Source organism: Pseudomonas sp. URIL14HWK12:I5 (assembly GCF_900176445.1).
Classification (GTDB): domain Bacteria; phylum Pseudomonadota; class Gammaproteobacteria; order Pseudomonadales; family Pseudomonadaceae; genus Aquipseudomonas; species Aquipseudomonas monteilii.
The window spans coordinates 30,695-51,408 of record NZ_FWXQ01000012.1; the positions used below are offsets into that span (position 1 = coordinate 30,695).

Consider the following 20,714-nt stretch of genomic DNA (forward strand, 5'->3'; position numbering starts at 1 on the left):
ATGGAGTGGATGGCCTGGACCTTGCCGACGGCGCTGTTCTTTGCTGCCGTTGGTGTGCTGCTGCTGGGCATGACACTGCTTGAGCTGCGCCGCCCTTGCGTGGAGCGGCGCGGCTTCTTGCCGTTGGTCACCAGCCGGGGTGACCGCTTGTTCATCGGCCTGCTGGCCAGCGCCTACCTGCATTTGCTGGTGGTCGGCGTCAGCGAGTGGCCGTTGTGGGTGGCCTCGCTGCTGTCGCTGGCGTGGCTGGTGGTGGTGCTGCGCTGGGGCTGAGCGAGCGGCCCTGTGGATTAACAGAAACGGGAGATCACAATGTTCGATAACAAGCATAAAACGCGACATTTGACCCTGGCCGCGTTGCTGGTGCTGGCCAGCGTGCATGGCACAGCCTGGGCCGACCAATACGAGGACGCAGCGAAGAAATGGCTTGGCAGCGAGTTCAAGCCATCGACGCTAACCCCGGAACAGCAGATGGCCGAGATGAAGTGGTTCATCAAGGCCGCCGAGCCGTTCCGTGGCATGAAGATCAACGTGGTGTCGGAAACCATCACCACCCATGAATACGAATCCAAGGTGCTGGCCAAGGCCTTCAGCGAAATCACCGGCATCCAGCTGACCCACGACCTGCTCCAGGAAGGCGACGTGGTGGAGAAACTGCAGACACAGATGCAGTCGGACAAGAACATCTACGACGGTTGGGTCAACGACTCCGACCTGATCGGTACGCACTTTCGCTACGGCAAGGTGGAATCGATCACCGACCTGATGGCCAACGAAGGCAAGGACTACACCTCGCCGACCCTGGACCTCAAGGACTTCATCGGCATTTCCTTCACCACTGCGCCAGACGGCAAGGTCTACCAGCTGCCCGACCAGCAGTTCGCCAACCTGTACTGGTTCCGCGCCGACTGGTTCGAGCGCCCTGACCTGAAGGCCAGGTTCAAGGAAAAGTACGGCTACGAGCTGGGTGTGCCGGTGAACTGGTCGGCCTATGAAGACATTGCCAAGTTCTTTACCGAAGACGTCAAGGAAATCGACGGCAAGCGCGTCTATGGCCATATGGATTACGGCAAGAAAGACCCGTCGCTGGGCTGGCGCTTCACGGATGCCTGGTTCTCCATGGCCGGCGGTGGCGACAAAGGGCTGCCCAACGGCCTGCCGGTGGATGAATGGGGCATACGCGTGGAGGACTGCCACCCGGTGGGCTCCAGTGTGACCCGTGGCGGCGACACCAACGGCCCGGCCGCTGTATATGCCACCCAGAAGTACGTGGACTGGATGCGTGCCTATGCGCCCAAGGAAGCGCAGGGCATGACCTTCTCCGAGGCGGGGCCGGTGCCGGCGCAGGGCAACATCGCCCAGCAGATCTTCTGGTACACCGCGTTTACCGCCGACATGACCAAGCCCGGATTGCCGGTGGTGAATGCCGATGGCACGCCGAAGTGGCGCATGGCGCCCTCGCCGAAGGGACCTTATTGGGAGGAGGGAATGAAGCTGGGCTATCAGGACACGGGATCGTGGACGTTCTTCAAGTCCACCCCCGAGAAGCAACGCCTGGCAGCGTGGTTGTATGCCCAGTTCGTCACCTCCAAGACCGTCTCGCTGAAGAAGACCATCGTCGGCCTGACGCCGATTCGCGAGTCGGACATCAACTCCCAGGCCATGACCGACCTGGCACCCAAGCTGGGTGGGCTGGTGGAGTTCTACCGCAGCCCGGCACGGGTGCAGTGGACACCCACCGGTACCAACGTACCGGATTATCCACGGTTGGCGCAGTTGTGGTGGAGCCATATCGCCGAGGTGGCCAGCGGCGAGAAGACCCCGCAGGAAGCGCTGGATGGCCTGGCGCGGGATCAGGACCGCATGATGGAACGCTTGCAACGGTCCAATGCCCAGGCCACCTGTGCGCCCAAGCTGAACCCGGAGAAGGATGCCCAGTACTGGTTCGACCAGCCGGGTGCTCCGAAACCCAAGCTGGCCAACGAAAAACCCAAGGGCGAGACGGTCAGCTACAACGAGCTGCTTAAATCGTGGGAAGCGGCCAGGAAGTGATCGCCTAAGCTCAGTGATTAACCACAGGCAAAAAAAACGGCACCTGCCAGAGGTGCCGTTTTCATTTTGCGCCGTGTTACTTGTGCAGCTCTTCTGCCGCATACAGCGTGTTTTCCAGCAGGCAGGCACGGGTCATCGGCCCGACGCCACCCGGCACCGGCGTGATCCAGCCAGCGCGCGGCAGGGCGGTCTCGTAGACCACGTCGCCGACCAGCTTGCCGTCTTCCTGGCGGTTGATGCCCACGTCGATGACAATAGCGCCTTCCTTGACCCACTCACCCTTGACCAGGCCCGGCTTGCCGGCGGCCACGACCACCAGGTCGGCGCGCCCGACATGGCCAGCCAGGTCTTTGGTGAAGCGGTGGCAGACGGTGACGGTGCAGCCGGCCAGCAGCAGTTCCATGGCCATCGGGCGACCCACGATGTTGGAAGCACCAACGATCACCGCATCCATGCCGTACAGGTCCTGGCCTGTGCTTTCCAGCAGGGCCATGATGCCTTTCGGCGTGCACGGGCGCAGCAGCGGGATGCGCTGGGCCAGGCGGCCGATGTTATACGGGTGGAAACCGTCCACATCCTTGTCCGGGCGAATGCGCTCGAGCAGCAGCGAGGCGTCCAGGTGCGCCGGCAGCGGCAACTGCAGCAGGATGCCGTCGACAGCCGGGTCGTCATTGAGGCGGTCGATCAGCTCGGTCAGGGCCTGCTGCGAGGTCTCGCTGGGCAGGTCGAATGCCTGCGAAATGAAGCCGACCTCTTCGCAGTCCTTGCGCTTGTGCGAGACATAGACTTGGGAGGCGGGGTCGGTGCCGACCAGGATCACTGCCAGGCCCGGCGTACGCAGGCCTTGCTGGCGACGCTCCACGACACGTTGAGCGATCTGCTTGCGCAGGTTGGCGGCGATCGCCTTGCCATCGATTAGGTGTGCAGTCATAGACGCGTGATTAACCATCGAGAAGGAAACAATAAAGAGCGCGCATTCTCGCACGACACGGCCCACGGGCAAAGGCGGGTGGTCGGGCAAATCCCCTAACCCCTTAAATAATTTAAATTTTTTTTAAAAAGGTGTTGACGAGGTACAGGGTCGACTATAAGATTCGCCGCACTTGTCGGGCACAGCCTAGCACTGGTTGGCTAAGTCGGGCAGAATGAGTGGTTTAGCAGTTATCTGTTAAGGTCTCGTTCGGTTAGGCTTCAAGCTTAAGCGCCCGTAGCTCAGCTGGATAGAGCATCCGCCTTCTAAGCGGATGGTCGCAGGTTCGAGTCCTGCCGGGTGCGCCATTAGGCAGCTTTGGCACGCAAGTAGGCGGTAATGCAATATGGTGGGCGTAGCTCAGTTGGTAGAGCGCTGGATTGTGATTCCAGTTGTCGTGGGTTCGATTCCCATCGTCCACCCCATATTTTTCAAGGGCGCCTCGATAGCATCTGGCGCCTTTGTTTTAAGCGTTACGCGGACGTGGTGAAATTGGTAGACACACTGGATTTAGGTTCCAGCGGCGCAAGCTGTAAGAGTTCGAGTCTCTTCGTCCGCACCATGCTTCTGTAAGGTAGTACCGCAACATCGCAAGACTGCAATATGGTGGGCGTAGCTCAGTTGGTAGAGCGCTGGATTGTGATTCCAGTTGTCGTGGGTTCGATTCCCATCGTCCACCCCATATTCTTGAAAAGGCGCCTTGATCGTGAGATCGGGCGCCTTTTTGTTTTGGGGTTGTGTGGCTGCGGTGTGCATGTCTTGAGTGTTCTGGCGCCTGTGAGATCGAGCGCCACAAACCTCACGCCAGAAACTAGCGACCGCGACGCAATTCCCCCTTGCAATCCTCTGGTGACACCCCAATAAAAGCTGTTAGATTTCAGCCGGTTGAAACAACGGCCCAGTTGGCCGGCAGAGGAACAACCCGATGATCGCAAAAGAAGCCCGTCAGGCCCTGGCGCTACAGCGCTTTGCCGAGGCCAGTCCGCAGCTGCTCGAAGAGGTCCGCGAGCTGGATCCGCGCGAGCAGGCCCAGCAGATCGAATGGGCATTCGAGGATGCGGCCGAGGAGCAGGGTATCCAGCCTTGGGAGCTGGCCCTGCAACTGATCGCCGAAACTCCGGAGCAACTGCAGGCCATGCGCCTGGAGACGCACCGCGAGGTCGCCGAGGCGCTGGGGATGCAATGGGAAGAGTACTGCCAGTTCAACGAAATCGACCCTGAATAAAGGAAGCGAAATCGTTGTTGGCAGTTGTTTGACAAGGTATTTCGGCTGTAGGGCGCCCCAGGTGTCGTGCGGCCCTTATTGAAACAGGTCTGGCGGTGCGCCGTGCGGGCCTTGAAAGTTAATCGACCGGCGTGGTTTCCCGTCGTCCCGAGTGGGGTGACTTCTGCTGCGCGACTCACTAGAATACTTGCCCTTGATTCTGGAGTCGGGCTAACGCCGGCTAACGTCTGTGCAACGAGGAATATCCATGCAAGTTTCTGTTGAAAACACTTCCGCTCTCGAGCGCCGCATGACCATCGCCGTTCCGGCCGAGCGCGTCGAGAACGAAGTCAACAAGCGTCTGCAACAGACTGCCAAGCGCGCCAAGGTTGCCGGCTTCCGCCCAGGCAAGGTGCCAATGAGCGTGATCCGTCAGCGCTTCGAGGCCGATGCCCGCCAAGAGGCTTTCGGTGACCTGGTCCAGGCTTCCTTCTACGAAGCCATCGTCGAGCAGAAGCTGAACCCGGCTGGCGCTCCGGCAGTAGAGCCCAAGTCCTTCGAAAAGGGCAAGGACCTGGAATTCGTCGCCACCTTCGAAGTGTTCCCTGAGTTCACCGTTGCCGGCCTGGAGTCGATCAACGTCGAGCGCCTGAGCGCCGAAGTGGCTGACGCCGACCTGGACAACATGCTGGAAGTGCTGCGCAAGCAGAACACCCGCTTTGAAGCCGTCGAGCGCGCCGCGCAGAACGATGACCAGGTCAACATCGACTTCGTCGGCAAGGTCGACGGTGAAGTGTTCGCCGGTGGTTCGGCCAAGGGCACCCAGCTGGTACTGGGCTCCGGCCGCATGATCCCAGGCTTCGAAGACGGCCTGGTTGGCGCCAAGGCTGGCGAAGAGCGCGTTGTCAACGTGACCTTCCCAGAGGACTACCAGAACCTGGACCTGGCTGGCAAAGCCGCTGAGTTCACCATCACCGTCAACAGCGTTGCCGCCCCTGTGCTGCCAGAGCTGAACGAAGAATTCTTCGCCCAGTTCGGCATCAAGGAATCGACCCTGGAAGGCTTCCGCACCGAAGTTCGCAAGAACATGGAGCGTGAACTGCGTCAGGCGATCAAGACCAAGGTCAAGAACCAGGTCATGGACGGTCTGCTGGCCGCCAACCCGATCGAAGTGCCCAAAGCCCTGCTGGAAAACGAAGTCAACCGTCTGCGCGTGCAGGCTGTTCAGCAGTTCGGTGGCAACATCAAGCCAGAGCAACTGCCAGCCGAGCTGTTCGAAGAGCAAGCCAAGCGCCGCGTTGTGCTGGGCCTGATCGTTGCTGAAGTGGTCAAGCAGTTCGAACTGAAGCCGGACGACGCCAAGGTTCGCGAAATGATCGAAGAAATGGCTTCGGCTTACCAGGAGCCTGAGCAGGTCATCGCCTGGTACTACAAGAACGACCAGCAACTGAACGAAGTGCGTTCGGTTGTGCTGGAAGAACAAGTTGTAGATACTGTTCTGCAGAAAGCGACTGTGACCGACAAGTCGGTCTCGTACGAAGATGCCGTTAAACCAGCACAGGCTCCTGCCGAAGCTGAGTAATACGGTTCTCTCGTAGGAAACCCCCACAAGCCAGCCTTCGAGCTGGCTTGTGCGTATTCAAGCCATGACTATTTGGGAGTGAGCGCAGGACATGTCCCGCAATTCTTATATTCAGCAGAGCTCTGACATCCAGGCCGCAGGCGGCCTGGTCCCGATGGTTATCGAGCAGTCCGCCCGTGGCGAACGCGCTTACGACATCTACTCGCGCCTGTTGAAGGAGCGTGTAATTTTCCTGGTCGGCCCGGTAGAGGACTACATGGCCAACCTCGTCGTTGCGCAACTGCTGTTCCTTGAAGCGGAAAACCCGGACAAGGATATCCATCTGTACATCAACTCGCCGGGTGGCTCCGTCACCGCCGGCATGTCGATTTACGACACCATGCAGTTCATCAAGCCGGACGTTTCGACCATCTGCATCGGCCAGGCCTGCAGCATGGGCGCCTTCCTGCTGGCTGCCGGTGCCAAGGGCAAGCGTCACTGCCTGCCGAACTCGCGCGTGATGATCCACCAGCCGTTGGGCGGCTTCCAGGGGCAGGCGACCGATATCGAGATCCATGCCCAGGAAATTCTCAATATCAAGGCCCGTCTGAACGAGCTGCTGGCCTACCACACCGGCCAGGACCTCGAGACCATCAAGCGCGACACCGAACGTGACAACTTCATGAGCGCCTCGCGCGCGGCCGAGTACGGCCTGATCGACTCGGTCTACGACAAGCGGCAACTGGCCTCCTGAACCGGGGTGCCAGAGCAGGTAGGTGCGCAAAGCGCCTACCTGCGGACTTGAAAAAGCCCGCAATTGCCTTCATCTTGTGTTGCAAGCCTACCGGATTGGATCGATCGAATGACTGACACCCGTAACGGCGAGGACAGCGGCAAATTGCTTTATTGCTCCTTCTGCGGCAAAAGCCAGCACGAAGTGCGCAAACTGATTGCCGGGCCCTCGGTATTTATCTGCGACGAGTGCGTCGACCTGTGCAATGACATCATCCGTGAGGAGGTGCAGGAAGCCCAGGCCGAGAGCAGCGCGCACAAATTACCTTCGCCGAAAGAAATCAGCGGCATCCTGGACCAGTACGTCATTGGTCAGGAGCGCGCGAAGAAGGTGCTGGCCGTAGCGGTGTACAACCACTACAAGCGCCTGAACCAGCGTGACAAGAAGGGTGACGAAGTCGAACTGGGCAAGAGCAACATCCTGCTCATCGGGCCGACCGGCTCGGGCAAGACCCTGCTCGCCGAAACCCTGGCACGCCTGTTGAACGTACCGTTCACCATTGCCGACGCCACCACCCTGACCGAAGCCGGTTATGTGGGTGAGGACGTCGAGAACATCATCCAGAAGCTGTTGCAGAAGTGCGACTACGACGTGGAAAAGGCCCAGATGGGCATTGTCTACATCGACGAGATCGACAAGATCTCGCGCAAGTCGGACAACCCGTCCATCACCCGTGACGTTTCGGGCGAGGGCGTGCAGCAGGCGTTGTTGAAACTGATCGAAGGCACCGTGGCTTCGGTTCCGCCGCAAGGTGGCCGTAAACACCCGCAACAGGAATTCCTGCAGGTTGATACCCGCAACATCCTGTTCATCTGTGGTGGTGCGTTCTCGGGCCTGGAAAAGGTTATCCAGAACCGCTCCACCAAAGGTGGTATCGGTTTTGGCGCCGAAGTGCGCAGCAAGGAAGAGGGCAAGAAGGTTGGTGAGTCCCTGCGTGAGGTCGAGCCGGACGATCTGGTCAAGTTTGGCCTGATTCCGGAATTCGTTGGCCGTCTGCCGGTGCTGGCGACCCTCGACGAGCTGGACGAGGCTGCGCTGATGCAGATTCTCACCGAGCCGAAGAATGCCCTGACCAAGCAGTATGCCAAGCTGTTCGAGATGGAAAGCGTCGACCTCGAGTTCCGCAGTGATGCACTCAAGGCCGTTGCCCGCAAGGCTCTGGAGCGCAAGACTGGCGCCCGTGGCCTGCGTTCGATCCTCGAAGGCGTGCTGCTCGACACCATGTACGAGATCCCTTCCAAGAAGGATGTCAGCAAGGTGGTGATCGATGAGAGCGTCATCGAGGGTACCTCGCAGCCGCTGATGATCTACGAAAACAGCGAGCCGCAAGCCAAGGCCGCGCCAGACGCCTGATTCAGGCAAAGGCCGGTTCACGGTTGCAAGCAAGGAGGGGGCCTACGGGCCCCTTTCTGCTTTTCCTGCGCTAGCGCTTGTAATTTCCCAAGTGTACCCCCACATTAGGTCCAAGCATCATTTCCACCGGTTTCCGGCCATAAGGCCGCTGTAGAGGCGAAATCATGAAGACCACCCTCGACTTGCCTCTTTTGCCATTGCGCGATGTCGTTGTTTACCCGCACATGGTTATCCCGCTGTTCGTGGGGCGCGAAAAATCTATCGAGGCCCTCGAGGCCGCGATGACGGGCGAAAAGCAGATCCTTCTGCTGGCCCAGAAGAACCCGGCCGACGACGACCCGGGCGAGGACGCCCTGTACCGCGTCGGTACCGTTGCCACCGTGCTGCAACTGCTGAAGCTGCCTGATGGCACCGTCAAGGTGCTGGTCGAAGGCGAGCAGCGTGGCGCTGTCGAGCGTTTCACCGAAGTAGAAGGGCACATCCGTGCCGAAGTCTCCCTGATCGACGAAACCGACGCCGCCGAGCGCGAGTCGGAAGTGTTCGTGCGCACGTTGCTGTCGCAGTTCGAGCAATACGTACAACTGGGCAAGAAGGTCCCTGCCGAAGTGCTGTCTTCGCTGAACAGCATCGAAGAGCCAGGGCGTCTGGTCGATACCATGGCCGCCCACATGGCCCTGAAGATCGAGCAGAAGCAGGAAATTCTCGAAATCGTCGACCTGCCAACCCGTGTCGAGCACGTGCTGGCGCTGCTGGATGCCGAAATCGACCTGCTGCAGGTAGAAAAGCGCATTCGCGGCCGGGTCAAGAAGCAGATGGAACGCAGCCAGCGCGAGTACTACCTGAATGAGCAGATGAAGGCCATTCAGAAAGAACTCGGCGATGGCGATGAAGGCCACAACGAAGTCGAAGAGCTGAAAAAGCGCATCGAAGCCGCTGGCCTGCCCAAGGATGCCCTCACCAAGGCCCAGGCCGAGCTGAACAAGCTCAAGCAGATGTCGCCGATGTCGGCCGAAGCCACCGTGGTGCGCTCGTACCTCGACTGGCTCGTGCAGGTACCGTGGAAGGCCCAGAGCAAAGTGCGCCTGGACCTGGCCAAGGCCGAGGAAATTCTCGATGCCGACCACTATGGCCTGGAAGAGGTCAAGGAACGCATCCTCGAATACCTTGCCGTGCAAAAGCGCGTCAAGAAAATCCGTGGCCCGGTGCTGTGCCTGGTCGGCCCTCCCGGTGTCGGCAAGACCTCGCTGGCCGAGTCGATCGCGGCCGCTACCAACCGCAAGTTCGTGCGCATGGCCTTGGGTGGCGTGCGTGACGAAGCCGAAATTCGTGGTCACCGCCGCACCTACATTGGCTCCATGCCAGGCCGTCTCATCCAGAAGATGACCAAGGTGGGCGTGCGCAACCCGCTGTTCCTGCTCGACGAAATCGACAAAATGGGCAGCGACATGCGTGGCGACCCGGCCTCGGCGCTGCTGGAAGTGCTCGACCCGGAGCAGAACCACAACTTCAACGACCACTACCTGGAGGTTGATTACGACCTCTCGGACGTGATGTTCCTGTGCACCTCGAACTCGATGAACATCCCGCCGGCGCTGCTCGACCGCATGGAAGTCATCCGCCTGCCGGGCTACACCGAGGACGAGAAGATCAACATCGCGGTCAAGTACCTGGTGCCCAAGCAGGTCAAGGCCAACGGCTTGAAGAAAGAAGAGCTGGAAGTCGACGTTTCGGCGATCCGCGACATCATCCGCTATTACACCCGCGAAGCCGGTGTGCGGGGCCTGGAGCGGCAAATTGCCAAGGTATGCCGCAAGGTGGTCAAGGAACATACCGGACAGAAGCAGGTCAAGGTCAAGGTGGCCAGCGAGCAGTTGGAACACCTGCTGGGCGTGCGCAAGTTCCGCTACGGCCTGGCCGAGCAACAGGACCAGATCGGCCAGGTCACCGGCCTGGCATGGACCCAGGTGGGCGGCGAACTGCTCACCATCGAAGCCGTGGTCATCCCCGGCAAAGGCCAGCTGATCAAGACCGGCTCGTTGGGCGATGTGATGGTCGAGTCGATCACTGCCGCACAGACCGTGGTGCGTAGCCGCGCCCGCAGCCTGGGTATTGCCGCCGACTTCCACGAGAAGCATGACGTGCATATCCACATGCCGGAAGGCGCTACGCCGAAGGATGGCCCAAGTGCCGGTATCGGCATGTGCACCGCGCTGGTGTCGGCGCTGACGCAGATTCCGGTGCGCGCCGATGTTGCCATGACCGGCGAAATTACCCTGCGTGGCCAGGTGCTGGCCATTGGCGGGTTGAAGGAAAAACTGCTGGCGGCACACCGTGGCGGGATCAAGACGGTGATCATTCCCGAGGAGAATGTTCGCGATTTGAAGGAGATTCCTGAAAATATCAAACAGGATCTGCAGATCAAACCGGTCAAATGGATTGACGAAGTCCTGCAAATTGCGCTGCAATACGCCCCGGAGCCCTTGCCAGATGTGGCTCCGGAGATTGTCGCCAAAGATGAAAAGCGCGACGGCGATGCTAAGGAACGAATCAGCACGCATTAGTAGTTTTTGGCTGGGGGGCTTTCCTTGACAGTTTTTTCGGGGCCTTGCTATAAAGCGGCACGCTATTGTCATCAGGCCACCCAGCGCACGTTTCATAAGCTTTTCATTACATACTTAGAAACAAACTCAATAGAGAAATAAGGGGACTTAGAGTGAACAAGTCGGAACTGATTGACGCTATCGCCGCATCTGCTGACATCCCGAAAGCTGTAGCCGGCCGTGCGCTGGACGCAGTCATCGAATCCGTCACCGGCGCCCTGAAGCAAGGTGACGATGTGGTACTGGTTGGCTTCGGTACCTTCTCGGTCAAGGAGCGCGCCGAGCGCACTGGCCGTAACCCGCAAACCGGCAAGGCGATCAAGATCGAAGCCGCCAAGGTTCCAGGTTTCAAGGCAGGCAAAGGCCTGAAAGACGCCGTCAACTAAGTCGTCTTTCAGCCGGACCCGGCCTGGCCTGGTCCGAGCACGGTGATGGCGGGGCGCAAACGTTCCCGCCTGACACGTTTGCTAAGCAAAGGCGCATCCTCGGATGCGCCTTTCTTTTATCAGGATTCTACCCACGCTCCGCGGTTGTCGACGCAGTGGTACAGCCGTTTCTGGGGGACGCATGCTGCAAAATATCAGGGACAATTCACAAGGTTGGATTGCCAAGACCATCATCGGCCTTATCGTCGTGTTGATGGCGTTGACCGGCTTTGAAGCCATTTTCCAGGCCGCCACCCATAGCCAGGACGCCGCCAAGGTGAACGGCCAGACCATCAGCCAGAACGAGCTCAGCCAGGCCGCTGACATGCAGCGCCGTCAGCTGATGCAACAGTTGGGCAAGGATTTCGACCCGGCGCTGCTGGATGACAAATTGTTGCGTGAAGAGGCCCTCAAGGGCCTGATCAGCCGCAAGCTGCTGCTGCAAGGCGCCGAAGATGCCAAGTTCGCCTTCTCCGAAGCCGCGCTGGATCAGGTGATCCTGCAGACGCCGGAATTCCAGGTGGACGGCAAGTTCAGTGCTGACCGCTTCGACCAGGTCATCCGCCAGATGGGCTACGGCCGCATGCAGTTCCGTGACATGCTTGCCGAGGAAATGCTCATTGGCCAGCTGCGCACCGGCCTGGCCGGCAGCAGCTTCGTCACCGACCAGCAGGTGGATGCTTTCGCCCGCCTGGAGAAGCAGACCCGCGACTTCGCTTCCCTGACCTTCAAGGCCGACCCGGCCTCGGTCAAGGTCAGCGACGAAGAGGTCAAGGCGCACTACGACCAGCACGCCAAGGAGTTCATGTCGCCTGACCAGGTGGTGATCGACTACATCGAGCTGAAGAAGTCGGCGTTCTTCGACCAGGTCAACGTGACCGACGAAGAGCTCAAGGCCCAGTACGAGAAAGAAATCGCCAACCTCGCGGAACAGCGCCATGCCGCGCACATCCTCATTGAGGTCAACGATAAAGTCACCGACGCCCAGGCCAAGGCCCGTGCTGAAGAGATTGAGCAGCGTCTGGCCAAGGGTGAAGACTTTGCCGCATTGGCCAAGGAGTTCTCTCAGGACCCAGGCTCGGCCAACAACGGTGGTGACCTCGGCTTCGCCGGCCCGGGCGTGTACGACCCGGCCTTTGAAGACGCGCTGTACAAGCTGCAGGATGGCCAGGTATCGACCCCGGTACGCACCGAGTTCGGCTACCACCTGATCAAGCTGCTGGGCGTGCAAGCGCCAGAAGTGCCGAGCTTCGCCAGCCTGAAGGACAAACTGACCCGCGACCTGAAGATCCCGTTGGTCGAGCAGCGTTACGTCGACGCCAGCAAGCAGCTGCAGGATGCTGCCTACGAGGCCTCCGACCTGGCTCAGCCGGCCCAGGACCTGAACCTCAAGGTGCACACCTCCGCAGCCTTCGGCCGCGAGGGTGGCGAAGGCATCACTGCCAACCGTTCCGTGGTACAGGCTGCGTTCTCCGAGGAAGTGCTGGACGAAGGTGCCAACAGCACCGCCATCGAGCTCGACCCGGAAACCACCGTGGTACTGCGCGTCAAGGAGCACCGCAAGCCGGAGCAACTGCCGCTGGAGGCCGTGGCCAAGAACATCAGCGAGCAGCTGGCCAAAGACAAGGCGACCGCCGAACTCAAGGCCAAGGCAGACAAGCTGATTGCCGGCCTGCGTGACGGCTCCATCGCAGCGGGCAGCGTGCATGAAGGGCAGGGCTGGAAGGCCTATGAGGCTGTTACCCGTGGCGAGGACGGTATTGACCCGGCCGAACTGCAGGCACTGTTCCGCCTCGGCAAGCCGCAGGCCAAGGACAAGCCGGTTTACGGCAGCGTAGTGCTGCGTGACGGTAGCCTGGTGGTGCTGCAGCTCAAGGGTGTTAACGAAGGCGCCACCGCCACCGACGAAGAGAAGCAGCAGATCCGCCGCTACCTCGCGTCGCGCGCTGGCCAGCAGGACTTTGCGGCTTACCGCAAACAGCTGGAAGCCAATGCAGACATCACCCGTTACTAAGGTGATCGCTGCATGAAGAAACAGGCCGCCTCGTGCGGCCTGTTTCATTTCTGCGCTAGCGCTTTACACCCTCATAGTTATCCAGCGTATCCCGCGCAATCTCCCGCCCCAGGGCAATCAGCTCCGGCGCTTTGTAAAACTCGAAAAACCGGCACACCCGCTTGGGCACGTTGATCAGTACATCCGGTGGATAGCCGGCGATCTTGTACTGCGCCAGCGAGGTCTGCATCACTTCGAAGCTCTGGTTGATCAAGTCCAGCAGCGAAGCCGGCCCCACGTTGTCAATGATGAACGAGCCGGTCGCCGACTTGGGCGCCCCCTCGTGCTCGGGTGCCGCTGCCGGTTGCTGGCCTTCCGGGTTGGCGGCATCTGCCAGCCACGGGTTCGGCGGCGCCAGCCCTTCGGCAACGATCTCCTGTTCGATGCGTATCAGCTCTTCCGCCGGCTTGCGCCGGAACGGCAAACGAGAGCCCAATGAGCTCAACAGGGAGTCAAAACGCATCTTGAACGCCGCCGGGCGCTCGATCACCGGCAATTGATACTGCTTCTGGTTGGTGGCGTTGAGGTTGACCGCGATGATCAGGTCGCAGTGGCTGGACACCACCGGCACGATCGGCAGCGGGTTGAGGATGCCGCCGTCGACCAGCATGCGATTGCCCTGCATCACCGGCGTGAACAGGCTGGGGATGGCGGCCGAGGCGCGCATGGCCTGGTGCAGGCAACCCTCCTGAAACCAGATTTCCTGCTGGTTGGTGAGGTCGGCGGCAACCGCCGTGTAGGGGATGCGCAGTTGTTCGATGTTGATCTCGCCGACGATCTTGCGGATCTGCCCGAACACCTTGTCGCCACGAATGGCGCCGAGGCGAAAGCTCACGTCCACCAGGCGCAGTACATCCAGGTAGTCGAGGCTCTCGATCCAGTTGCGGTAGTCTTCCAGCTTGCCGGCGGCGTAGATGCCGCCAATCACCGCCCCCATGGAACAACCGGCGATGCAGGCGATGTCGTAGCCCCGGCGCTCGATTTCCTCAATCACGCCAATGTGCGCATATCCCCGGGCGCCGCCCGATCCCAATACCAGTGCCACGCGTTTACTCATGAACATTCCTCGGGCCGTGCAACCATGGTCCTACAATGCACCTTTGGCGGCCTGTGCTTCAATGTAGATCGCACTGAGCTACTGTGATAATGCTGGCCACGCAAAGTTGGCTGGGCAGGGCACTTTTCAGTTGCCCGGGCGTCGAACAGCCACCGTTTTTTTACCATTGAGGTCTTACCGATGAAAGCCTGGATCTGCCTTCCACTGATTGCCCTGGCCTTGGCAGGCTGCGCGGGCAAGACGGCCTACCGTGACAGCTGCGCCACCCAGCTGGATGCCGCCTGGAAGGAGCTGGACCTGGCCAAAGCCGAAGGCTTTGCCGGTGCCGTGAGCTACTCCAAAGCCTTGTCGCTGCTGACCGGCGCGAAGACCCAGCAGCAGTTCGAAGGCTACGAAAGCTGTACCCGCAAGGCTGAGAAGGCGCGGTTCTACATTCGTGAGTCGCGCGCCGGGCGCTGACCGAGGAGCGTCTTATGTCTGCCATGCTCGATCATGTAGTTGCCCAGATGCTGGCCGTGCAGGTACGCCTGCTGGCGTGCCGCGAGCGCCTGGCTGCCAATACCGACAGCGAGGCGCTGCATGACCTGCGTATCACCTTGCGCCGTCTGCGCAGCCTGCTCAGGCCCCTGCGCGGGTTGCCAGGCGTGGAACAGCTGGAGGATGCCGCCAAGGCCTTGGGTACCCTGACCACGCCGCTGCGCGATCGTGAGGTGCTGGCCGCCGAACTGATCGGGCGCGGCCACGTCGCGGTCGGGCAGCGGCGTCTGGAAGGGCGGGACAGAACCTTCGCCAGCGTCGCTGCCAGCGCCCAGCTGGCGCGTGTGCTGGCGATTGTCGACGCGTTTCCGTTGTTTTTGCGGGCAGCCGGCCGTGAGGGGCTGACCCAGTCACTGGGCAAGCGCATCGACAAGCGCCTGGTCAAGCAGTGGCGTACATTGCACAAAGCCTTGCGGGATCCGGCTCACGACCGTCACCGGCTGCGCTTGCTGATCAAGCGTGCGCGCTATGGCGATGAAGCCTACCCGCAGCTCGACCACGCCGGGAAAAAGCTGCAGCGCTTGCTGAAAAAGGCGCAGAGCGACCTGGGGGGCTGGCATGACCGGCTGCAGTGGCTGCTGCAGGCGCGCGACCATGCAGACCTTGCCCCCTGTCAAGCGAACTGGGAGCAGGAGTTACACGAAGCCGAGCGCCAGTCGGACGTGACGCTGGATGCCTTGTTGCAGGCACTGGCGCGGCGTTAGCCCGAACAATGACCGATATGCGGGCTGATCGCCCAGGGTTTGCTGGCTAGGATGGGCAGACCCTTTCTGCAGGCAGGAGCCGGCCCATGAATTTCAATCAACTGCTCGACGCTGTGCGAGCCAACCCGGAAGCCGTCAGCATCCCGCCCAGCTGGGCCCAAGGCCGCGCTGCCTTTGGCGGGCTGATGGCGGCCATGGTCTATGAGGCCATGCACCTCAAGCTCACCGACAGCCGCCCGGTACGCTCGCTGGCCATCAGCTTCGTAGCGCCTGCGGCCGCGGACGTGCCCATTCGCTTCGAGGTGGAGGTGCTGCGCGAAGGCAAGGCTGTCAGCACCTTGCTGGGCCGCGCGGTCCAGGAGGGCCAGGTGGTGACCTTGGTGCAAGGCAATTTCGGCGCGGGGCGGCCATCTGTCGTCGATGTGCCGGCATTACCGGCCATTGAAATGAAAGCGCTTGAAGACGCCGCACCTGAACTGCCCTATATCAAAGGCGTCACACCTGAGTTCATGCGCCATGTCGCATTGCGCTGGGCGGTGGGCGGGTTGCCGTTCAGTGGCAATCAGTCGCGCAAGATGGGCGGTTGGGTGCGGTTGCGGGACGTGGCAGAAGAACAGGTCAATGAAGCACACCTGCTGGCGCTGGTCGATGCCTGGCCGCCGAGCCTGATGCCGTTTCTCAAACAACCGGCTGCAGGCAGTACGCTGACCTGGACCATCGAGTTCATCCAGCCTATTGCGAAATTGTCGACCTTGGACTGGTGCCGCTATTGCGTGGAAACCGAACATGCGCGGGATGGCTATGGGCATGCTGCGGCCGCCCTTTGGACGGCAGAGGGCGAGTTGCTGGCCCTGAGCCGGCAGACCGTGACCGTATTTGCCTGATCAATCCTGAGAGCGCAAAACAGCGCCTGGCATCAATGCCGGTGCTTGTGCCGCTCCCGCCAGGCCTTCCACCACGCCCCGCTCAGCACAAAGCGTGGAAAGGTAATGAACTGCTCGGTCAGCAATCGCTGCACGGCGTCCTGACGATTGGCGAACGGCTCAGGCTGCTCGGCTTCCAGCCGGTGCCCCTGGCGCTGCAAGCCAAGCCCCGCAATCAGGGCGATCACGCCAACAGCAATCTGCCCCAGATCCAGGGCGAACAGGCCGGACAGAACCAATAGCGCACCCAGAATGAACAGCGGCACGGCAATCAGGTGCAGCACGAGGTTGGTTGGGTGGCGGTGGTTGTGGTGGTAGCCACGCCACTGCCAGGCGGGCAGGTTGGGCAGACGCTTGCTCATGGGCATTTCCTCACGGTCATGCCCAAAGCTTAGTGCGGCCTCCGGACGGGGGCCAATCGAGGCTGGCTATGGTGACTATAGCTTGAGCTGGCCAATGGCCTTGCTGAGTTCGCCGGCAAGGGTCGCCAGTTCGCTGCTGGTGGTGGCCGAGCCCACCGTCTGCTGCACGGTCTGCTCGGTGACATCGCGGATGCTCACCACGGCGCGGTTCATTTCCTCGGCCACCTGGCTTTGTTGCTCGGCGGCCACGGCGATCTGGGTGTTGCTTTCGCGCATCTGCGCCACTGCGCCGGTAATCTCGGCCAGCGCTTCGCCGGCCTCCTGGGCTTGTCGCACGCAGTCGTCGGCTTTGTAAGAGCTTTCCTGCATGAACTCCACCGCATCGCGGGTGCCCGATTGGAGGGCCGAGACCATGGTGGTGATTTCGTCGGTAGAGGTTTGCACGCGCTTGGCCAGGTTGCGCACCTCATCGGCCACCACGGCAAAGCCACGCCCCAGGTCGCCAGCACGGGCTGCTTCGATGGCAGCGTTGAGCGCCAGCAGGTTGGTTTGCTCGGCGATGCTGTGGATCACGCTGACCACGCCGTTGATCTTCTGGCTGTCGTCGGCCAGTTGGCGAATCATTTCGGCAGTTTGCTGCACGCCGCTGGAAAGCCCGGAAATCGAGTCCTGTACCCGGCTGACCACCTCTTTGCCACTGCCGGCCAACGTGTCGGCGGTTTGCGACAGGTCGCGGGTGGCACCGGCATGCTCGGCGATGTGGTGTACCGTCGCTGACATTTCGTTGATGGCGGTGGCGGCCTGGTCGGTTTCGCTTTGCTGGCCGAGCATGCCGTGGCGCACGTCGCTCATGCTGGCGGCCAGGCGTGCGGCGCCCGAGTCCAGTTGTGCCGCCGTGTGGGCAACAGTGCTGACGACCCGGTGGTAGGTGGCCTGCATCGCATTGAAGGCCCCGGCCATCTGGCCGACCTCGTCACCGCAGGCCAGCGGCACGCGGGCGGCCAGGTCACCGGTTTTCTCCACATGCAGCATCACGTCTTTCAGGGTGTTGAGCTGGCTGAGCAGGAAGCGGATCAGCAACTGCGAAGCGCCGAGCATGGCCAGCATCAGGATCAGCACGCACACCGCGTAGTTACTGAAGCGGTCGAAGAACACCTGGCGCAGGCTTGGCGACTGTGCCACCACGGCCACTTGCTGGTCACCGTTGCGCAGCACCTGTGCGCCGCGCAGCGGGTTTTCTCCGAGGACCCAGGCGCCTGGCAGTTCGACCCAGCCTTGGGCGTTGCGCAGGGGGTCGAGCGCCTCACCGGCGAACGTCGGCGTTTGCCCCGCAGGCCAACTGATGACATTGGCAAGGCGGGGCAGTGCTTGCCCAGCCGGCCAGGCGGCGATCAGCTGGGCTTGTGCAGCCGCCTGGGCCTGCGCTGCCTCGGCGCGGGCGCGTTGCTCCAGGTGCACGGCGTAGAGCACCAGCAGCAAGGTCGTGACAAAGGCCACCGCGTTGACGGCCCAGAATTTGTACTTCAGGGAAACATTGCTAAGCCAGGCACCCATGGGCAGGTCTTCTCTGAGTTGAGCGGAAACAATATTGGCAAGGTGCCATCATTGTGCCTGTATCTACTCAGCAAGATGTTGATACATATCAACAGCCCGCACGCAGGGCTCACGGAAGCTGGAAAAATGCCCGCGCCGTTGCGGTGGTGTGAGCAGCCGTATGCTCGGCGGATTCGCCCCGGTGCAAGGCGACTTCACGCAGCACCTCTGGCAAAAACGCCGGCTCGTTGCGCCCGTTCTTCGGCTTGGGACGCAGGCTGCGTGGCAGCAGGTAGGGGGCGTCGCTTTCCAGCATCAGCCGGCCTTCGGCAATGTTGCCTACCAGCGGGTGCAGATGAGTGCCACGGCGTTCGTCGCAGATCCAGCCGGTAATACCGATGTGCAGGTCCATGTCCAGGTAAGCGAACAGTGCCTCGCGTTCGCCGGTAAAGCAGTGCACCACCGCGCCGGTCAGGTGGTCGCGGTAATCCTTCAGGATCGCCAGCAAACGCTCGCTGGCGTCGCGCTCATGCAGGAACACCGGCAGGCGCAGTTCCGCAGCCAGGGCCAGCTGGGCTTCCAGGGCTTTTTCCTGCAGCGGGCGAGGGGAGAAGTCGCGGTTGAAATCCAGACCGCATTCGCCCACTGCACGCACGCGTGGCTCATTCAGCAGTTGGCGCAAACGGCGCTCGCTACCGGCATCCCAGCCCTTGGCATCGTGAGGGTGTACGCCTGCCGTGGCGAACAGGTGCGCGCCGCTGTTATCCAGCTGCTGGCACAGCTCCAGTGCCTGCTCGCTGACCGCCAGGCTGGTGCCTGTCAGCACCATTTGCGTTACACCGGCTTCACGTGCGCGCTCGACAATGGCTGCCTGCTGGTCGTGGAAACTGCTGTTGGTCAGGTTGACGCCGATATCGATCAGTTGCATGGTGCTATCTCGTGCCGCGGGGCGGCCAGCATAGCAAAAACCGCGTTTGTCTGAAAAAACCAAGAACTTCATGCTGTTGCCGTGGTCTTTTGCCGTCATTTCTCACTTGGCGGTGCAAACCATGGATGCCGCCCACCGACCACGGACACGTTTTGCATGCTGCGATGCTGGCTCACCTTCCTGTTCACGCTCGGGCTGACGATTGGGCTGACCCTGTCCGGTGCCGCCCATGCGCGCGCGCCGGGGCCGCAGCAGAATATCCCACCTGCCAAGGTGCGCGACCTGCAACAGATTCGCTCCAGCCAGGTGTTGCGGGTGCTGGTCAATCAAAGCCGTAACAGCTCAGGCGAAGTCAAGGGTGAGCCGGTCGGCATCGAATACTACCGCCTGCGCGCCCTGGAGCATTACCTCAATGCTCGTGCCGCCGATGGCCAGGAGATTCAACTCAAGCTCATCCCACGGGCCAAGGAACAACTGCTAGGCGCACTGGCCCGCGGCGAGGGTGACCTGGCAGCGCCGGGCGAGCTGCTTGACCCCGGCACCGTGCGCGGTGTCAGCAGCAGTGCGCCGATTCTCGACCAGGTGCCGCTGACGCTGGTTGGGCGCAAAGGCGAGCGAAGCTTCAGCAAGGTCGAACAGCTTTCCGGGCGCACCGTGGCCTTGACCAGTGCCAGTGCCGCCGGGCCGCTGATCCAGCAGGTCAACCAGCAACTGGCGTTGCGCAAACGGCCCCCGATCAAGGTGGAGTGGGTCGACTCAACGCTGGCGGTAGAGGATGTGCTGGAGATGGTGCAGGCGGGCATCTATCACCTGACGGTGGTCGAGCAACCCATTGCCCGGCGCTGGGCACGGGTGATGCCACGCCTGCGCCTGGACACCCGGGTGCACCTGGGGGCTCCGCAGGCCATGCGTTGGTATGTAGGGCGCGATGCACCGCAATTGCTGGCCACGGTCGATCGTTTCCTGCAGGGCTACCGTGCACCGGACAACCAGGATGCCGCCTTCGAGCGCATCTACCGCCGCCAGTACCGGGTGCACAACCCGTTGGCCGGCAAGGATCGTCAGCGCCTGGCCTCGGTGCGTGCAGTACTGCAGAAGCATGGCCAGGCGCAGCAGATCGATTGGCTCAACCTGGCCGCGCTGGCCTTCAAGGAGTCCACCCTCAACCCGGCCGCGCGTGGCACTGGCGGTGCCCACGGCCTGATGCAGATAACGCCTTCGGCGGCACAGCGGGTAGGGGTGAGCAACACCGCCACGGTAGATGGCAATGTACAAGCCAGTGCCCGTTACCTGGCGCTGATCCGTCGCAAGTTCTTTGCCAGCCCCAAGATCAACGAGCGTGAACGCATGGCCTTTGTACTGGCGGCCTACAACCTCGGCCCCGAGCGGGTCCAGGCCATGCGTGCGGAGGCTCGGCGGCGCGGCCTCAACGGCAACCAGTGGTTCTTCCAGACCGAGCGCATCGCCATGGAGCAGGTGGGCATGGGGCCGGTCAACTTCGTCAATAGCGTCAACAAGTACTTCCTGGCGTTCAACCGCGAGCGTGCGGTCCTGGAGCGCGTAGCGAGGCGTTGAAAAATCGATTTTATCGATTGTTATGTTGGATTTTTTGCCATTTTCATATCTATTGAATTGATTATGATGGCGCCCAACCCAACA

18 protein-coding genes and 4 tRNA genes are annotated in these 20,714 nt (G+C 61.3%); 17 read left to right on the forward strand and 5 right to left on the reverse strand.

What is annotated here, in order from left to right:
- Both B9A31_RS23995 and B9A31_RS24000 read left to right on the forward strand, forming a co-directional pair.
- Complete coding sequence (locus B9A31_RS23995) at positions 1-273, forward strand: DUF2160 domain-containing protein (RefSeq protein WP_013971877.1); 273 nt, start codon at positions 1-3, stop codon at positions 271-273.
- Positions 274-312: 39 nt separating this feature from the next.
- On the forward strand, positions 313-2,052 hold the full coding sequence (locus B9A31_RS24000) for an ABC transporter substrate-binding protein (RefSeq protein ID WP_019097187.1): 1,740 nt from the start codon (positions 313-315) through the stop codon (positions 2,050-2,052).
- Positions 2,053-2,128: 76 nt separating this feature from the next.
- On the opposite strand, the gene folD is transcribed toward B9A31_RS24000, so the two are convergent.
- The gene (folD, locus tag B9A31_RS24005; protein ID WP_016714772.1) at positions 2,129-2,983 is read right to left on the reverse strand and encodes a bifunctional methylenetetrahydrofolate dehydrogenase/methenyltetrahydrofolate cyclohydrolase FolD; all 855 of its coding nucleotides are present in this window, start codon (positions 2,981-2,983) and stop codon (positions 2,129-2,131) included.
- A gap of 270 nt (positions 2,984-3,253) precedes the next feature.
- On the opposite strand from folD, the gene B9A31_RS24010 reads away from it, so the two are divergent.
- The 11 genes from B9A31_RS24010 (at position 3,254) to B9A31_RS24060 (ending at position 12,972) form a co-directional block, all read left to right on the forward strand.
- Positions 3,254-3,330 (forward strand) — tRNA-Arg (locus B9A31_RS24010).
- Positions 3,331-3,371: 41 nt separating this feature from the next.
- Positions 3,372-3,447, forward strand: a tRNA-His gene (locus B9A31_RS24015).
- 52 nt (positions 3,448-3,499) lie between these two features.
- Positions 3,500-3,584, forward strand: a tRNA-Leu gene (locus tag B9A31_RS24020).
- A gap of 44 nt (positions 3,585-3,628) precedes the next feature.
- Positions 3,629-3,704: transfer RNA gene (locus B9A31_RS24025), tRNA-His, on the forward strand.
- A 243-nt stretch (positions 3,705-3,947) separates the two neighbouring features.
- Positions 3,948-4,247, forward strand: coding sequence for a DUF6388 family protein (locus B9A31_RS24030; RefSeq protein ID WP_084297465.1), 300 nt, complete (start codon positions 3,948-3,950; stop codon positions 4,245-4,247).
- A gap of 247 nt (positions 4,248-4,494) precedes the next feature.
- Complete coding sequence (gene tig, locus B9A31_RS24035) at positions 4,495-5,808, forward strand: trigger factor (RefSeq protein ID WP_019097185.1); 1,314 nt, start codon at positions 4,495-4,497, stop codon at positions 5,806-5,808.
- Between the two features lie 91 nt (positions 5,809-5,899).
- A complete protein-coding gene (clpP, locus tag B9A31_RS24040) occupies positions 5,900-6,541 on the forward strand; it encodes an ATP-dependent Clp endopeptidase proteolytic subunit ClpP (protein ID WP_003259400.1) in 642 nt (213 codons plus the stop codon).
- A gap of 108 nt (positions 6,542-6,649) precedes the next feature.
- The gene (gene clpX / locus B9A31_RS24045; RefSeq protein ID WP_003250242.1) at positions 6,650-7,933 is read left to right on the forward strand and encodes an ATP-dependent Clp protease ATP-binding subunit ClpX; all 1,284 of its coding nucleotides are present in this window, start codon (positions 6,650-6,652) and stop codon (positions 7,931-7,933) included.
- 164 nt (positions 7,934-8,097) lie between these two features.
- Entirely contained in the window at positions 8,098-10,494 is a 2,397-nt protein-coding gene (lon, locus tag B9A31_RS24050) for an endopeptidase La (RefSeq protein ID WP_025754403.1), read from the forward strand.
- Between the two features lie 152 nt (positions 10,495-10,646).
- Positions 10,647-10,919 (forward strand): nucleoid-associated protein HU-beta, encoded by a 273-nt coding sequence (gene hupB, locus B9A31_RS24055; protein ID WP_003250246.1) that lies wholly within the window; start codon positions 10,647-10,649, stop codon positions 10,917-10,919.
- 181 nt (positions 10,920-11,100) lie between these two features.
- Positions 11,101-12,972, forward strand: coding sequence for a SurA N-terminal domain-containing protein (locus B9A31_RS24060; RefSeq protein WP_019097183.1), 1,872 nt, complete (start codon positions 11,101-11,103; stop codon positions 12,970-12,972).
- A 55-nt stretch (positions 12,973-13,027) separates the two neighbouring features.
- Here B9A31_RS24060 and B9A31_RS24065 read toward each other — a convergent pair whose 3' ends face one another.
- A complete protein-coding gene (locus tag B9A31_RS24065) occupies positions 13,028-14,068 on the reverse strand; it encodes a patatin-like phospholipase family protein (RefSeq protein ID WP_026020349.1) in 1,041 nt (346 codons plus the stop codon).
- 180 nt (positions 14,069-14,248) lie between these two features.
- Between B9A31_RS24065 and B9A31_RS24070 the strand changes: the two genes are divergently transcribed.
- The 3 genes from B9A31_RS24070 to B9A31_RS24080 all read left to right on the forward strand — a co-directional run bounded on the left by B9A31_RS24070 (position 14,249) and on the right by B9A31_RS24080 (position 16,193).
- Complete coding sequence (locus tag B9A31_RS24070; RefSeq protein WP_003250254.1) at positions 14,249-14,527, forward strand: lipoprotein; 279 nt, start codon at positions 14,249-14,251, stop codon at positions 14,525-14,527.
- Positions 14,528-14,541: 14 nt separating this feature from the next.
- Positions 14,542-15,309 carry a CHAD domain-containing protein gene (locus B9A31_RS24075; RefSeq protein WP_027609733.1) on the forward strand — a complete coding sequence of 256 codons (768 nt, stop codon included), beginning with the start codon at positions 14,542-14,544 and terminating at the stop codon, positions 15,307-15,309.
- A gap of 86 nt (positions 15,310-15,395) precedes the next feature.
- On the forward strand, positions 15,396-16,193 hold the full coding sequence (locus B9A31_RS24080) for an acyl-CoA thioesterase (protein ID WP_025754400.1): 798 nt from the start codon (positions 15,396-15,398) through the stop codon (positions 16,191-16,193).
- Between the two features lie 32 nt (positions 16,194-16,225).
- On the opposite strand, the gene B9A31_RS24085 is transcribed toward B9A31_RS24080, so the two are convergent.
- The 3 genes from B9A31_RS24085 to B9A31_RS24095 all read right to left on the reverse strand — a co-directional run bounded on the left by B9A31_RS24085 (position 16,226) and on the right by B9A31_RS24095 (position 19,055).
- Positions 16,226-16,594 carry an Mpo1-like protein gene (locus B9A31_RS24085; RefSeq protein ID WP_016714764.1) on the reverse strand — a complete coding sequence of 123 codons (369 nt, stop codon included), beginning with the start codon at positions 16,592-16,594 and terminating at the stop codon, positions 16,226-16,228.
- A 75-nt stretch (positions 16,595-16,669) separates the two neighbouring features.
- Complete coding sequence (locus tag B9A31_RS24090) at positions 16,670-18,148, reverse strand: methyl-accepting chemotaxis protein (RefSeq protein ID WP_019097179.1); 1,479 nt, start codon at positions 18,146-18,148, stop codon at positions 16,670-16,672.
- 109 nt (positions 18,149-18,257) lie between these two features.
- Complete coding sequence (locus tag B9A31_RS24095) at positions 18,258-19,055, reverse strand: TatD family hydrolase (RefSeq protein WP_019097178.1); 798 nt, start codon at positions 19,053-19,055, stop codon at positions 18,258-18,260.
- Between the two features lie 156 nt (positions 19,056-19,211).
- Between B9A31_RS24095 and B9A31_RS24100 the strand changes: the two genes are divergently transcribed.
- Positions 19,212-20,630 (forward strand): MltF family protein, encoded by a 1,419-nt coding sequence (locus B9A31_RS24100; RefSeq protein WP_019097177.1) that lies wholly within the window; start codon positions 19,212-19,214, stop codon positions 20,628-20,630.
- The last annotated feature ends 84 nt before the right edge of the window (positions 20,631-20,714 follow it).